Consider the following 14,761-nt stretch of genomic DNA (forward strand, 5'->3'; position numbering starts at 1 on the left):
AATTCAGTTATACCGCTATTATTTTATTGGGGGATCTGTATTTTTACTCTATGCTTTCAAACCAATCGAATCTAGTACCTCAACTGGAAAAACTGGCCACCCAACTGGAGGGTAGCTTGCAGTTTGACCGACTAACCCGGACGCTCTATGCGACCGATGCCTCCGTCTATCGGGAGATGCCTTTGGCGGTTGCTTTTCCCAAGTCGGAGTCGGATATCCAACAGCTCATTCACTTTGCTACGGAACACGGTACTTCCTTGATTCCACGTACGGCAGGTACTTCCCTCGCCGGACAATGCGTGGGCAACGGCATCGTAGTTGATGTGTCCAAGCATTTCACGCAAATATTGGAATTCAATAAGGAGGAACGCTGGATTCGCGTTCAGCCAGGTGTAGTTCGGGATGAGTTGAATCGTTTTTTGAAGGCCCATGGGTTATTTTTTAGCCCGATCACTTCCACCGCCAACCGGGCCATGATCGGTGGAATGGTGGGAAATAATTCCTCAGGAACGACTTCCATTGTCTATGGGGTGACACGGGATAAAGTGATTTCGCTGAACACCATTCTCAGCGACGGAAAAAAAGTGGTTTTTGAAGAAATCTCCCAAGATGATTTTGATAGGAAGTGCGGACAGAATGATCTGGAGGGACAGCTCTATCGGCAAATTTTCGACGAACTCAACAATCCCGAGATCCGGGAAGAAATTCATGCCCAATTCCCCAAAAAGTCCATCCATCGTCGAAATACGGGTTATGCAGTAGACGAATTGCTAAAAACGGAGCTTTTCGAGGGTAACCAAAAATTCAACTTCTGCAAGTTATTATCTGGTTCGGAAGGCACCTTGGCTTTTACCACCGAAATCAAAATCAGCCTCGATCCACTTCCAGATCCCATAGAAATCGTCGTGGCGGCCCATTTTGAAAGTATCCACGAAAGCATGAAATCCGCCCAAGTCGCCATGAAGCATCCGGCGACAGCAGTGGAACTAATGGATAAAATTATCCTGGATTGTACTAAAGAAAGCATCGAATACTCCAAAAACCGCTATTTCGTGGAGGGAGATCCGGAGGCGATATTGATGATCGAGTTTCGAGGAAAAACATTTGAAGAGGCAATGGCAAAAGGGGAGGCTTTGGTTGAAGACCTTAATAAAGCCAAGCTGGGCTATGCCTATCCCATCATCGAGCCGGAAAAGGTGGCTTCTGCTTGGTCCCTTCGGGCTGCAGGTTTGGGATTACTGGCTAATATTCCCGGTGATCCCAAGGCGGTGGCCTGCATCGAAGATACGGCAGTGGATATTGATGATTTGGCAGACTACATCGATGAGTTTGATCAGATGATGGTAGCTTTCAATCAAAAACCGGTGCATTACGCCCATGCGGGTGCCGGAGAAATCCATTTGCGTCCTGTTTTGGATTTGAAGACTCAGGAAGGAGTGGAGGATTTTTACAAAATCTCCCGTGCCTCTGCTGAGTTGGTGAAAAAATATCAAGGGTCGTTATCGGGAGAACATGGAGACGGTCGGGTGCGTGCGGCTTTTATTCCCTTGATGGTGGGAGAAAAAAACTACCAACTTTTCAGAAGGATCAAATCCACTTGGGATCCGAAAAACATCTTCAATCCGGGCAAAATCGTGGATGCTGCACCGATGAATCAATTTCTGCGCTATGAACCGGGCATGCAAACTCCCGAGCATAAAACGGTCTTGGATTTTTCCAATGTGGGAGGAATCCTTCGCTTGGCGGAGAAATGCAACGGCTCTGGAGATTGCCGCAAACTTCCGGGTTCGGGAGGGACGATGTGTCCCAGTTTCATGGCCACTCGAAATGAAAAAGATACGGTTAGAGGCAGAGCAAATACGCTTCGGGAGTTTTTGACTTTGGATAAAAAGGAAAACGCCTTTGATCATCCTGAGATCAAGGAGGCCTTAGATCTTTGTTTGAGTTGTAAAGGCTGCACTGCCGAATGTCCCTCCAATGTGGACATGTCAAGCATGAAAGCGGAATTTCTCTATCAATATCAAAAAACACATGGAGTTCCCCTCCGATCCAAGGCTTTCGCCTACATTAATGAACTCAATGAATTGGGAGCGAAAGTACCTTCAATTGCCAATTTCTTCCTGAAAAACTCCTTTACCGGAGGTTTGATGAAATCAGTTCTGGGAGTAGCTCCAAGCCGGAATTTACCTGAAATCAGCCATTTCAGTCTTAGGAAGTGGTATAAAAAGAACTATGCTTCGATTTCTGGGCCATCTGAAATAATCAAATCCGTGTATTTCTTTGTGGACGAATTTACCAACCATAATGACACGGAGATAGGAATCAAAGCGATATCGCTATTGAAAAAGTTGGGATATGAAGTGAAAGTTATCGATCATGAAGAAAGCGGGCGCTCTGCCCTTTCCAAAGGCCTTTTGCTGAAAGCTAAAAAACATGCAGAAGCGAATGTTCGAATTTTCGATAAGCTGATCGATGGCAATTCTCCTCTAATTGGATTAGAACCTTCGGCGATTTTGAGTTTCCGTGATGAATATCCACGGATTGTTGGTAAAGATTTGGTCGAAGGAGCCAAGAAACTTAAGTTTCACGTCAAGCTGATTGATGAGTTTTTGGCGCAGGAGACAGCCTCAGGGAATATCAAAGCGGAATCATTTACAGACAAAACCCAAAAAATCAAGCTTCACGGACATTGCCATCAGAAGGCGCTTTCTTCTCTGACTTGGACGCAAAAAATCCTTTCTCTTCCGGCAAACTATTCGGTGGAAACGATCCCGAGTGGCTGCTGTGGAATGGCAGGTAGCTTTGGGTATGAAAAAGAACATTTCGAAGTTTCACAGCAGGTAGGAGAGTTGGTGCTGTTTCCGGCGGTGAGAAATACCGAAGAAACCACCTTGATTGCAGCGCCAGGGACTTCTTGCCGCCATCAGATTGCAGACGGCACAGGCCGAAAAGCCAAACATCCGGTGGAGATTCTTTGGGATGCTTTATCGATTTAGAAGTGAGATTTGTTAGCAGCAAAAATAGCGTATGGTGAATACGATTTTGACTTTTTCCCTCAAAAAATCAAAAAAACAAATCGAATACTAATTTGATTTTAGGTAGTATTGAATGGTGAGTTTATTTAAAGAAGACTGTTGGAAAAGCATAAAATTTTAATCGTTGAAGATGAGGTGATTATCGCGGAAGATCTTCGGGATATTTTGGAGTCCATGGGGTATGAGGTGGTGGATGTGGTCATGTCAGCCCGTGAAGCCATGCAGGTTTTGGGCTCGGATGATGTTGATTTGGTGCTTTTGGATATTCGTATCAAAGGAGGAAAAGACGGGATAGACCTCGCAGCAGATATCAATGAAAACTTCAAAATTCCTTTTGTCTTTTTGACTTCTCATGCAGATACGAATACGCTGGAGCGAGCTAAGGAAGTTCGGCCCTACGGCTACTTGGTAAAGCCTTTTTCTGAAAAGGAAATCCATGCGACTATCCAAATGGCTTTATCCAATTTTCAATCAGAGCAAATCAAAACTCAGGAGGATTCTGCTGAGGAATTTATCCTTCAGGATTGTCTTTTTGTGAGGCATAATGGCTTGTTGGTCAAGGTGTTTTTCAATGATATTCTCTATTTCGAATCGGATGGAAATTACACCCAGGTTTTCACTCAGGATAAGAAGTTTGTGATCCGCGCTATTTTGAAAGATTTGGAAAGGAAACTTGATGAAAAGCAATTTGCCCGAATTCATAAATCCTATCTCATCAACCTGACTTACATCGAGGCCATCGATTCCAATGAAGTGCACATTGCCGGAAAACGGATTCCATTGAGTAGAAATCAGTATTCTTGGCTGATTAATCACATCAAAACGCTGTAGGTTTATCAGCTTTACGCGATAACTGTATTTCAGTACATTTCTTTTACTTTTTAAAGCAGTTCTTACCAAAACTGTCGAGGGGATTAGCAATTAGAGGTAGTTTCATTTGATCAAAATTTAAACTCCTTTAATCATGAAAGCTCTATCTATCAATCTATTAGCTCTTTGTTTTTTAGTTTCAGTTCAATCCCTATTTGCTCAAAATCAATTGGCATTCACGGAATATCCAGAACCTTCCATCGTGAGTATGATGTCTTCATCCCAGCCAGCATTTGAGGGAGGGCATGAAGCTTTAGTCGAATTCATTTCCGAAAATTTCATTTACCCGTCTCAAGCCAAAGTCAAAGGATCCGAAGGAACTGTAATTGTGGAATTTTTAATCGAAAAATCAGGAAAAATCAGTCAACCTGTAATCAAGAAATCGGTTTGTGAAACATTGGATGCGGAAGCGATAAAACTAATCAATAAAATGCCGGATTGGATTCCTGCCGCTCAAAATGGGGTTTCGGTGAAAACAAAATATCAACTTCCCATCCGTTTCGAATTGAACTGAGTAGTTTTTGGTTTTTTACTTTTGGCAAATTAGGTTAACTTAAAACATTCTTTTTCTTATGCTTAGATTCCAATGCGTCGAATACTAACATTTCTGCTTTTTTTGATTTCTCAGCTATCCTTCTCCCAAACAGAGCAGGATAGCTGGGTTCAGGACTCTCTACAACTTTATATAGACGGAATCGAAAAGCGAATTCAAACCGAAAACCGACAGGAAGCGATCACCCTGATTCAGCTCGTCTATGACCAAGGTTCGAAGACGCTTTCCTCAGAAATTTTTGATCTTTTTTTCGATTTGATCGAAGATCCCCGACTCAAAAATCAACCTGATGTCTTGGGTACGGCCTATCATTATTTGGGTAATTTGGAGTTTTATCGGGGACAAGCGGATGCTGCTAAATCCAACTTCGAGCAAGCTTTGGTTTATTATTCCGAAGGAGGACGAGAAAAGGACGCTGCGGGGATGGCGATGAATTTGGGGATTATCAAAGAGCGACAGTCGGATTATGAGGGTGCGATCGAAAGTTATTTGGTAGCGATTCCCATTTTTTCGGAGGCAGATGATTTAGCCGGTTTGGCCGTGGCTTTAGAAAATCTGGGATTGGCCTACAGCTATCAAGGAGAGTACAGAGAAGCTTTGGAATATTTAAACGAAACAGACTCCGTTTTGACCATCCGGACTAATCCTGAGGACAGTCGGTGGACAAATTTGTTTTATAACAAAAGCAATGTTCATCTCAATATCGGGAATTTGGACAGTGCGTTAAATTTTGCTCTAAAGGGCCTTCGGATTTCTGAGAAAAATGAAGATTGGAGTCAAGCCAATGCAGGTCATCTCTACTTGACCAAAATCTATGAACGATTGGAAGATTGGTATAATTGGAGACTCTATCTGGATAAAGCTCGAGATTTTGCCACTGAAAAGGAAAATAGGTTGATTTTGGCTGAGTTGGATTATGAATTGGCTGATTATTTTTTGGATCAAGAGCGATTTGACTCGGCCAAGTTCTATGTAGATAAAGGGCTCACTTTTTTTGATGAAAGCAAGCAATCCGAGGGAGGTACTAGAGGGCGAATTCTGAGAGGAAGGATAAATTTCAGGCAGGAAAATTTCCCCCAGGCCATCGCTGATTATAAAGAGGCATTGGCAGTGATGAATTCGGAAAAAAGCCGGGAAATCGCCTCGATTTATCACAATCTGGGCACCTCTTATGCGCGGACAGGGGAATTTGTTTTGGCAGAAGATTTTTTAAAAAAAGCACTAACTCTTCGGAATGAATTTGGACAACCTAATGGCCTGAGGGATGTGCATTTTGCCCTTGCGGACTTGTATCAGCGAAAAGGGGATTACAGGCAAGCCTATGAATCGCAGATCGCTTACAAGCAATACAGTGATAGTGTCTTAAATGAAAATAGAACCAAGCAACTTTTAGAAACTCAGACGGCCTTTGAAACCGAAAAAAAGGATCAGGAAATCGAACTTTTGGAGCAGCAGAGTCAATTGCAAATGCTTAAAACAGAACGGCAACAAGCACAAATTTACCTAGCGATAGGTGGGATTCTTATGTTTTTGGTCGTGGCAACCCTTTTCTACAATCGCTCTCGAGTCAAACAAAAAGCCAATGAACTTCTGACCGAAAAAAATCAAAAAATCGAAAAGCAAAATCAAGAGCGGGAAATGCTATTGAAGGAAATCCATCATCGGGTGAAAAACAACCTTCAGATCATTTCAAGTTTGCTCAGTATGCAGACACGGGGGATGAATGATCTCAAGATGATTGATGCCATGAAGGAAAGTCAAAGCCGGGTAAAAACGATGGCCTTGATTCACGAAAAACTTTATCAATACGATAATCTTTCGGCGATTAACATGCGGGAATATTTGGTTCAATTGAGTGATTTTCTGACACAAACCTATCGGTCTGAGAAAAAAATCGAAGTAGAAATCGATAGTGAAGAAATCAATCTGGATATTGATACGGCGATTCCTTTAGGTTTGATTACCAATGAGTTGCTGAGCAATGCTTTGAAATATGCATTTGAAGATGCCGAGACTGGAACGATAAAAATCAAGCTAAAAGAGACTGGACCAGGAGAGTTTGAGCTTTTGGTGGCAGATACCGGCAAAGGCTTGGATCAAAATATCGATATAGAGCGTTCGCCTACCTTGGGATTGAGGCTGGTCAATAGCCTAACGCGTCAAATCAATGGAACTATGAAAGTTGAAAGCCAAGATGGAACAGCGTTTTTGATTCACTTCAAAGAATCAAGCTTGGCCGCATAGCTTAATTTTTTAATTAAACAAAAACCTTTCTCAAAATATACTCCACGCATCGTGCTGCAAGTCTGGCCGTGGCATTGTCCTGATCAAATCTCGGGTTCAATTCGACCACATCCAAGCTGATCAGTTTTTTACTTTTGGCGATCAACTCAAAAGCTTTAAATGCGATCTGAGGGCTGAAACCCATCGGTGACGGGGCAGAAACTCCCGGAGCAAAAGCTGAAGAAAATCCGTCTAAATCGATGCTCAGGTAAACCTTGTTTACAGAATCCAAAAACCAGATGATTTGCTCTTCGATATATTCCCAATTGTGCAATCGAAATTGTTCCATGAGCAGGTATTTCGCATTGACTTCTTTGGCTTTTTGGAAAAGCGAAACAGGGTTTGCAGCACGTTGAATTCCTAGGGCGAGGTAGTGAAAATCATTTGGGAATTCCTCTGAAAGTTGGAAGAAGGGGGAACCGGAATGTCCTTTTCCATTTACCAAGGGACGAAGATCAAAATGAGCGTCCAAGTTTATGATTCCGAGCTTTTCCCCTTTTGGAATGAGGTGGTTTAAAAGTCCCTTTCCATGTGCATAAGCCAAATCGTGACCTCCGCCGAATAACACGGGAAAATGCTTGCTTTGAATCAGTCCTTTCATGGCCTCCGAAACTTTTTGCTGAACAGTTTCCAATTCTTTTTCCCGGATTGAAATATCTCCATAGTCATTGATAGATACATTTTCTCCTAAGTGAAAAGCAGTATTCCCCAGTAGATTCCGAATCAGATTCGGAGCTTCTTTAGTACCTGGTCTACCTTGATTCCGACGAACTCCCTCTTCCACGGGATAGCCTAGTATTCCTATTTTTTTTCTGCTTTCTTGAGAGAATTTTAAGTCGGAAATACATTGGACAAATTGGTGCCAATATTCTGGATTTTCAGATTTTCGACCCACCCAGTTTTCGGGGTTTGGATTAGTATGAATCGCCATTCTACTTTCAATTTTTAAAATCAAATTACTAACTTATTGTCTGATAAGTGTTGATTTTTTCAATAAAACGGCAAAAGGGATGAAAACCTATCGAATACCAGAAAAAGAAAATATTGATTTGTCCACCTTTCGGGATCCGGAGGCTTCCTTTTCTGGCTAAACGTATGCGGATTATCTGACCTGGGATTTTGAGGAAATTGACTCAGTGGTTCAGCCTGATATTTCGGGTTTAAATAATTAACCCTTTCAAAACTGCCTCATCCACCAAATTCGGAATACTGACTTTCAATCCGGGAGTTCGCCCCATTTCTCGTTGGATAGCTTCGATAGAACCTGCATTTCTAGCCCAGGCTCTTCGGGCAATTCCGTGGTTTACATCAAAAAAAAGCATGGATTTTAGTTTTCGCTCTGCCTCTTGACTTCCATCTAAGACCAATCCAAATCCACCGTTGATCACTTCACCCCAGCCAACTCCACCACCATTGTGGATCGAAACCCACGTAGCTCCCTGGAAGCTGTCACCGATCACATTATGAACAGCCATATCGGCTGTAAATCGACTTCCATCGTAGATATTGCTCGTTTCCCGGTAGGGAGAGTCTGTTCCGCTCACATCATGATGATCTCTGCCCAAAACAATCGGAGCGGAAATCTCACCTATGGCAATACTTCGATTGAAAGCTTCAGCGATTTTAGATCGGCCTTCTGCATCGGCATAGAGAATTCTAGCTTGGGAACCAACGACTAAGTTGTTTTTCTCCGCCTCTTCGATCCAAGTGATATTGTCCTGCATTTGTTGAGAAATGGAATCGGGTGCATTTTTTTTGATTTCTTTCAATACTGAAGCAGCGATTTGATCTGTTTTTCGCAAATCTTCGGCTTTTCCAGAAGTACAAACCCATCGAAAAGGTCCAAATCCAAAATCAAAACACATGGGCCCCAAGATATCCTGTACATAGCTTGGATAGCGGAAATCGATACCATTATCGGCCATGACTGCTGCACCTGCTCGTGAAGCCTCCAAGAGAAAGGCATTTCCATAGTCAAAAAAGTAAGTTCCTTTGGCTGCGTGGCAATTGATGGCAGCTGCTTGACGACGTAGGGATTCTTGCACTTTTTCTTTAAAAGCTTCCGGGTTTTCAGCCATTAAATGATTGGATTCATCGAAAGATAGTCCCGCCGGATAGTATCCTCCGGCCCAAGGATTGTGCAGGGAGGTCTGGTCTGAACCGAGCTCGACAAAGATATTTTCCTCGTCAAATCGTTCCCAGACATCTACCACATTGCCTAAAAATGCGATTGAAACCACTTCTTTTTCGGTTTTCGCCCTTTTCACTCGCTTGACTAAACGCTCCAAATCTTCGATCAATTCATCCACCCAACCTTGTTCGTGTCGTTTTCGCGCTGCAGCTGGATTAACTTCTGCACAGACGGTCACACAGCCTGCAATATTTCCTGCTTTGGGCTGAGCCCCGCTCATACCTCCCAATCCGGCCGTGAGGAAAAGTTTACCTTCAGGACCTTCTCCTTCTTTTAATTTTTTCCGAAATGCATTCATCACCGTGATGGTGGTGCCATGGACGATTCCCTGCGGACCGATGTACATATAAGAACCTGCCGTCATTTGTCCATACTGGGTGACTCCGAGCGCATTGAACCGCTCCCAATCGTCGGGTTTGGAGTAATTCGGGATCATCATGCCATTGGTCACGATGACGCGTGGAGCATCCGTAGAGGAAGGAAAAAGCCCCATCGGATGACCGGAGTAGATATGGAGTGTCTGTTCATCCGTCATTTCCGCGAGGTATTTCATGGTAAGCAGGTATTGAGCCCAGTTTTGAAAAACCGCTCCATTTCCTCCGTAGGTGATCAATTCATCCGGGTGCTGGGCTACGGCAGGATCCAAGTTGTTTTGGATCATTAGCATGACGGCAGCGGCTTGTCGGGATTGGGCAGGATATTCAGATATCGGTCGGGCTTGCATCGGATAATCCGGCATAAAGCGATACATGTAAATTCGCCCGAACTCCATTAATTCATTTAAAAATTCAGGGGCCAATTCTTTGTGCCATTCCTTGGGGAAATAGCGCAAAGCATTTTGAAGAGCCAGTTTTTTCTCTTCTTTAGAAAGAATATCCTTTCGATTTGGTGCATGCGAAATTGCTGGATTTCGTTGCTTCTTTTTAGGAAGAAAAGTCGGGATGCCTTGTTTGATTTGATTTTGGAAAGACATGGGAATTACGTTTTACGGATTAGGATTTACGATACTTCTTTGACCTTCATCGAGTACCTGATTTTATCCTTTTTGGTAATTTTGATCGGAGGTCAAAACATCCTTACTTCCCAACTTCCAAACTTCCACTGGTTTCATTTTTCCCTGATGATAGAGAATCTCCCGATAGTCTGATGTTGGGAAAAGGATTAAATCTGCCAATGCACCGGTTACCAATTTTCCACGATCTGATAGTCCCAAAGCTGCGGCTGCGCGGAAGGTAATTCCAGCAAAAACCTCTGCGGTACTAAGTTTCTCGAAAGTGGCTAAAACCGCAACTTGAGTCAGCAAATCTCCCATGGGGGCCGAACCGGGATTCCAATCGGAGGCGATGGCTAAAGCTGCTCCTTGATCGAGTAATTCACGGGCAGGACTAAAACCATTGCCCAAGCCGATAGATGCCCCAGGTAATGCGACAGAAATACAATCCGATTGAGCCAAAAGCGAAATTTCTTTCTTACCGGATGCCTCAAGATGATCAGCCGAACGTGCCCCAAATGCTACCGCTACTTTTGACCCACCCACCGAAAACTGATCGGCATGTACGGTCAAATCAAAGCCTAAGTCTTTTGCTTTTTGAAAATAGGGATTGATTTCCTCTGGAGAAAAGGCACTTTTTTCCACGAAAGCATCTATGCGGTTGCAGAGCCGTTCATCTTTCAGGATTGGAAAAAGCTCCTCTGAAATCAGCTTCAAATAATCTATGTTGGAACCTGAAAAATCCTTTGGTTTGGTATGTGCTGCAAGACAAGTAGGGATCAATTCCGCCGAAGTGTATTTTTTTGCGGCGTGAATGGCGCGAAGTATTTTCAATTCCTCGTTTACAGAAAGCCCGTAACCACTTTTAACCTCGATCGTAGTCACACCGTCTGAAAGATGCCGATTGGCATGTTTGGCAGTGATTGTTGCCAATTCTTCAATAGTATGTTTTCTTGTTTCTGAAACGGTGTCCCAGATTCCTCCGCCAGCTTCCGCTATTTCCAGATAGGTTTTTCCGGCATTTCGCATGGCAAAATCTTTTGCCCTCGAACCACCAAAGCAACCATGGGTATGGCAGTCGACCAATCCCGGAATAGCCACAAATTCACCTGTTAACTCAAAGATTTCAGCTTTGGGAAATTCTTTACGGAGTTTTTCCCAATTCCCCACCTTAAAAATTTTTCCATCTTCAATCAGGATTCCTGCCTTTTCGATGATTTCCAGTTGATCGTCCTTCAGAGCACCTTTAATCGGGAGCTTGTCAAGAGTTAGAGTTTGGAATATTGGACCGATCAGTTTTGGCATCTTCATGGTTCATTAAAATTTGGATTATAAATCCAGTTTTGATTAATACTCAAATAACTCACTCCATTTTGTTTCGAATGCCAATCCTTCTTGATCTGCTGTCCTTTTGGCTAACTTGATCAGTTCTCCACTTTTGACCAAATCAATAGCCGTTTCCATATCTTCATAAAGAATCCGATCGGAAACTACCGGATCGATCATTTCCCGAACCTGCTGATAAATCGCAGACATGATTTTTCCGGATTTCAGCGGTGCATGATAGTCCATGGCCTGCGCTGCATAAAACAATTCTATGCCGATGATTTTTTCTACATTTTCAATAACGCGTAGGGCTTTTCTGGCCCCAATACTCCCCATACTGACATGGTCTTCCTGACCTAGGGAAGTAGGAATGGAATCAGCAGAAGCAGGAAAACAAAGTCCTTTGTTTTCTGAGGCCAAAGCCGCTGTAGTGTATTGAGGGATCATTAGTCCGGAATTCAGTCCAGTTTCTTTGAGCAAAAGTTTTGGCACTCCCGGAGTATCTCCTTCAATAGAAAGGTAAATTCTCCGATCCGCAATATTACCGATCTCCGAAGCTGCTAGAGTTGCATAGTCAAGGGGCAAGGCGATCGGTTGCCCATGGAAATGCCCGCCCGAAATACAGTGATTCTCATCAAAAACTATCGGATTATCCGTGACTGAGTTAATCTCCGTTTCGAGGATCTGTTTGATATGGAGAAATGCATTCCAGCTCGCTCCATGAACCTGGGGAATGCAACGCAAGGAATAAGGGTCCTGGACCCGGGCACAATTCAGATGTGAGGCAACGATTTCAGAATCTTTCAAAAGATTCAATACGGTCTGTGCTACATGTCTGCTGCCATCGTAAGGTCTGAGCTGATGTAGTTTTGCCGAAAAAGGCTTTATCGAAGCCATCAATCCTTCGATCATCATGGCTCCTGTGATACTGGCATGAGTCAGTAAGTTGTGAAGCTTGGCCACGACTATCACACCATGGGCAGTCATAAATTGTGTCCCGTTGATCAGGGCCAATCCTTCCTTTGGACCCAGATGGAGGGGTGATTTACCCAGTTGATTTAAAACATCTCCTGCATGCTGGATTTTTCCTTCGAAATTGACCTTTCCCAAACCGATCAAAGGCAAAAATAGGTGAGAGAGTGGGGCCAAATCTCCCGAAGCACCAACCGAACCCTGAATGGGAACTAGCGGGATGATGTCTTTTTTGAGCATCCAGATGATTCGTTCCAAGGTTTCTAATCGAATCCCGGAAAAACCTTGTGCCAAGGCATGAACCTTCAGCACCATCATCAGTTTGGAGATTTCCAAATCCACTGGTTCACCTACTCCGACTGCATGACTTTTAAGCAAGTTTTTTTGGAGGGTCTTCGTGTCAGCCGCAGAGATTTTGCTGGTGCAAAGCGGGCCAAAACCCGTATTGATGCCATACACGATTTTGTCTCCCTGAGCTATTTTTTCTACCGCGGTTGAGGAATTCCTGATCCTTCTGCTAGTTTCCGGTCCCAACAAACCCCTCACCTCTTTTCTGGCTAATTTGAGCGCAAGTGAAGCTGTGAGTCTGTCTTGTCCGAAGTGGAAGCTGTTCATGGTATTTTGATTTAGACCTGACAGGTCAATGCCTGTAAAATTACTACTTCCTATTGATGCTTTTTGATACTATTTTTGTGAGTATTTAATAATTATAAAGCATCAATGGAGCTTAGACATTTGAATTATTTCAAAGCAGTAGCAGAGGAGTTGAACTATAGGAAAGCAGCGGAGCGGCTGTTTATTTCCCAACCCGGACTGAGTCGACAGATTAAACAACTGGAGGAGGAATTAGATGTGCAGCTTTTTGAGCGGGATAAAAAGCATGTGACCCTGACAGCCGCGGGAAGCTATCTAAAGAGCGAAGTTGATTTTGTCCTGAATCATCTCGAGACTACTAAAGTCCAACTCAAAGAAATCGCTGCTGGACGTGAAGGGGAATTGAGAATTGGTTTTTTGGGTTCGGCTTCCAATCAAATTTTGCCCGAACTGCTCCATCGACTTACGGACGCATTTCCAAAAATCACCACAAGTCTCGAAGAATTGAGCAATCAGCTTCAAGTAGAAATGATCCAGAAAGATGAGTTGGATTTGGGTTTTGTTCGCTTAGCCTCAGTACCGGGAGAATTAGAAAAGAAGGCTGTTTTGAGAGATTCGTTTTCTCTGGTTGTTCCGAAAAACCATCCAGTCCAGGTCTCAGATTTTCATTCCTTGAGTCAATTTTCGGAGGAATCTTTTATTCTTTTTTCATCAGATTATTCCAATTTTTATTACGAACAGATCATGGGGATATGTAGAGAAGCAGGCTTCCAACCTCAGGTCCGGCATAAGTCTGTGCATGCCTTGACTATTTTTCGGTTGGTAGAAAATGGCTTGGGTGTAGCGATTATTCCAACTTCGCTCAAGGAAGGATATGATTTGAAGGTAAGGTTTATGGAGATTCCCGATAGTTCCCAGTTTACGGAACTCTCGGTAATTTGGAAACCCGAAAACAGAAATCCGGTTTTGGAAAAAGTATTGAGCTTGATTTAGAATCAGAAATGGATTAAAAATCAGCAGAAGCCCTATTTTTGGGAAATGTCGGGCTAATGTCGGGTTAATTCCGCCCCTTATTCGGCTTAATTTTCACTGCTTTAAAAGATCTTGCCATGGTTAAACCAAAAAATATAATCACAATGCGACAACCAGAATTAGGCAGGAAAATCTCGGAACTGAGAAAAGCCAAAGGGCTCACGCAAGAGGAGCTCGTAGAAAAATGTAATCTAAACGTCCGCACCATTCAGCGGATAGAGGCAGGTGAAGTAACTCCAAGAAGCTACACCGTTAAAACACTATTTGAAGCCTTGGACTTCCAATGGGAAGAGGTGAAGAATGGTCCTGAGAACCATCAAAAAACATATCTATTTTACTTATACCTTGCTTTTGCTGCTGGCCTACTTTATTTCTTTTTGGCATTTTATGAAATCGGTATGGAGTATGAATGGATTGAAGACGGATATGTGGGAAACAGAAAGAGTTTTACAGCGATCAAGTTGCTTACTTTTCTGAGTTATGTTGGATTTTTAAGTGGACTGCTGTACCTAGAACGCTACTTTCCAAATAGATTGTTAAAAGTGGCACTTTGGGTAATGATAGGCTTTAATGTGGTTTTGTATAGTCTCGATATGGTGGCTCTCAATTCCACGATTTTAGATATTCAGGATTATTATTGGATCAAACTGGAGGCTTTTGGTCTGGCATACGCCTTTTTGGGAGCAAGCTATCTAGCATTTAAAAATGTCAAATATGGTTTGGCACAAGTCATCGGTGCTTTGGGGCTGATCGCCGGAATTTTGATCTTTTCAGGGGTTGGAGTGCTTTTTGGATTGTTGCCATTGACTTTTTTTGAAATCGGTCAACTCGGCTTAATGATTTACTTTATTCAAAAAATCGGGAGACCCAGTTCTCCCGATTCTCTTCTTGTTGCCTGATTTCTCATCCGGATT

At 43.1% G+C, this 14,761-nt stretch carries 10 protein-coding genes; 6 read left to right on the forward strand and 4 right to left on the reverse strand.

Features of this window, described 5'->3' with window-relative positions:
* The first annotated feature begins 50 nt into the window (after positions 1-50).
* From BM043_RS02600 to BM043_RS02615, 4 genes are all read left to right on the forward strand, one after another.
* On the forward strand, positions 51-2,996 hold the full coding sequence (locus tag BM043_RS02600) for an FAD-binding and (Fe-S)-binding domain-containing protein (protein ID WP_092788665.1): 2,946 nt from the start codon (positions 51-53) through the stop codon (positions 2,994-2,996).
* Positions 2,997-3,134: 138 nt separating this feature from the next.
* Positions 3,135-3,866 (forward strand): LytR/AlgR family response regulator transcription factor, encoded by a 732-nt coding sequence (locus tag BM043_RS02605; protein ID WP_092788666.1) that lies wholly within the window; start codon positions 3,135-3,137, stop codon positions 3,864-3,866.
* Positions 3,867-3,999: 133 nt separating this feature from the next.
* Entirely contained in the window at positions 4,000-4,419 is a 420-nt protein-coding gene (locus tag BM043_RS02610; protein ID WP_092788667.1) for an energy transducer TonB, read from the forward strand.
* A gap of 72 nt (positions 4,420-4,491) precedes the next feature.
* Complete coding sequence (locus BM043_RS02615; protein ID WP_092788668.1) at positions 4,492-6,702, forward strand: tetratricopeptide repeat-containing sensor histidine kinase; 2,211 nt, start codon at positions 4,492-4,494, stop codon at positions 6,700-6,702.
* 13 nt (positions 6,703-6,715) lie between these two features.
* On the opposite strand, the gene hutG is transcribed toward BM043_RS02615, so the two are convergent.
* From hutG to hutH, 4 genes are all read right to left on the reverse strand, one after another.
* A complete protein-coding gene (gene hutG, locus BM043_RS02620; protein WP_092788669.1) occupies positions 6,716-7,672 on the reverse strand; it encodes a formimidoylglutamase in 957 nt (318 codons plus the stop codon).
* A 229-nt stretch (positions 7,673-7,901) separates the two neighbouring features.
* A complete protein-coding gene (locus tag BM043_RS02625) occupies positions 7,902-9,905 on the reverse strand; it encodes a urocanate hydratase (RefSeq protein WP_092788670.1) in 2,004 nt (667 codons plus the stop codon).
* Positions 9,906-9,968: 63 nt separating this feature from the next.
* On the reverse strand, positions 9,969-11,234 hold the full coding sequence (gene hutI, locus BM043_RS02630) for an imidazolonepropionase (RefSeq protein ID WP_092788671.1): 1,266 nt from the start codon (positions 11,232-11,234) through the stop codon (positions 9,969-9,971).
* A 36-nt stretch (positions 11,235-11,270) separates the two neighbouring features.
* Entirely contained in the window at positions 11,271-12,836 is a 1,566-nt protein-coding gene (gene hutH / locus BM043_RS02635; RefSeq protein WP_092788672.1) for a histidine ammonia-lyase, read from the reverse strand.
* Positions 12,837-12,941: 105 nt separating this feature from the next.
* On the opposite strand from hutH, the gene BM043_RS02640 reads away from it, so the two are divergent.
* Positions 12,942-13,808 carry a LysR family transcriptional regulator gene (locus BM043_RS02640; RefSeq protein WP_092788673.1) on the forward strand — a complete coding sequence of 289 codons (867 nt, stop codon included), beginning with the start codon at positions 12,942-12,944 and terminating at the stop codon, positions 13,806-13,808.
* A 143-nt stretch (positions 13,809-13,951) separates the two neighbouring features.
* Positions 13,952-14,746 carry a helix-turn-helix domain-containing protein gene (locus BM043_RS02645; protein WP_177188409.1) on the forward strand — a complete coding sequence of 265 codons (795 nt, stop codon included), beginning with the start codon at positions 13,952-13,954 and terminating at the stop codon, positions 14,744-14,746.
* Positions 14,747-14,761 lie beyond the last annotated feature (15 nt).

This window comes from Algoriphagus hitonicola, from assembly GCF_900113375.1.
GTDB classification, from domain to species: Bacteria; Bacteroidota; Bacteroidia; order Cytophagales; family Cyclobacteriaceae; genus Algoriphagus; species Algoriphagus hitonicola.

Coding starts and splice junctions, on each gene's coding strand:
- BM043_RS02600 (WP_092788665.1), top strand. CDS start 51: ATGCTTTCAAACCAATCGAATCTAGTACCTCAACTGGAAAAACTGGCC.
- BM043_RS02610 (WP_092788667.1), top strand. CDS start 4,000: ATGAAAGCTCTATCTATCAATCTATTAGCTCTTTGTTTTTTAGTTTCA.
- BM043_RS02615 (WP_092788668.1), top strand. CDS start 4,492: ATGCGTCGAATACTAACATTTCTGCTTTTTTTGATTTCTCAGCTATCC.
- hutG (WP_092788669.1), bottom strand. CDS start 7,672: ATGGCGATTCATACTAATCCAAACCCCGAAAACTGGGTGGGTCGAAAA.
- BM043_RS02625 (WP_092788670.1), bottom strand. CDS start 9,905: ATGTCTTTCCAAAATCAAATCAAACAAGGCATCCCGACTTTTCTTCCT.
- hutI (WP_092788671.1), bottom strand. CDS start 11,234: ATGAAGATGCCAAAACTGATCGGTCCAATATTCCAAACTCTAACTCTT.
- hutH (WP_092788672.1), bottom strand. CDS start 12,836: ATGAACAGCTTCCACTTCGGACAAGACAGACTCACAGCTTCACTTGCG.
- BM043_RS02640 (WP_092788673.1), top strand. CDS start 12,942: ATGGAGCTTAGACATTTGAATTATTTCAAAGCAGTAGCAGAGGAGTTG.
- BM043_RS02645 (WP_177188409.1), top strand. CDS start 13,952: ATGCGACAACCAGAATTAGGCAGGAAAATCTCGGAACTGAGAAAAGCC.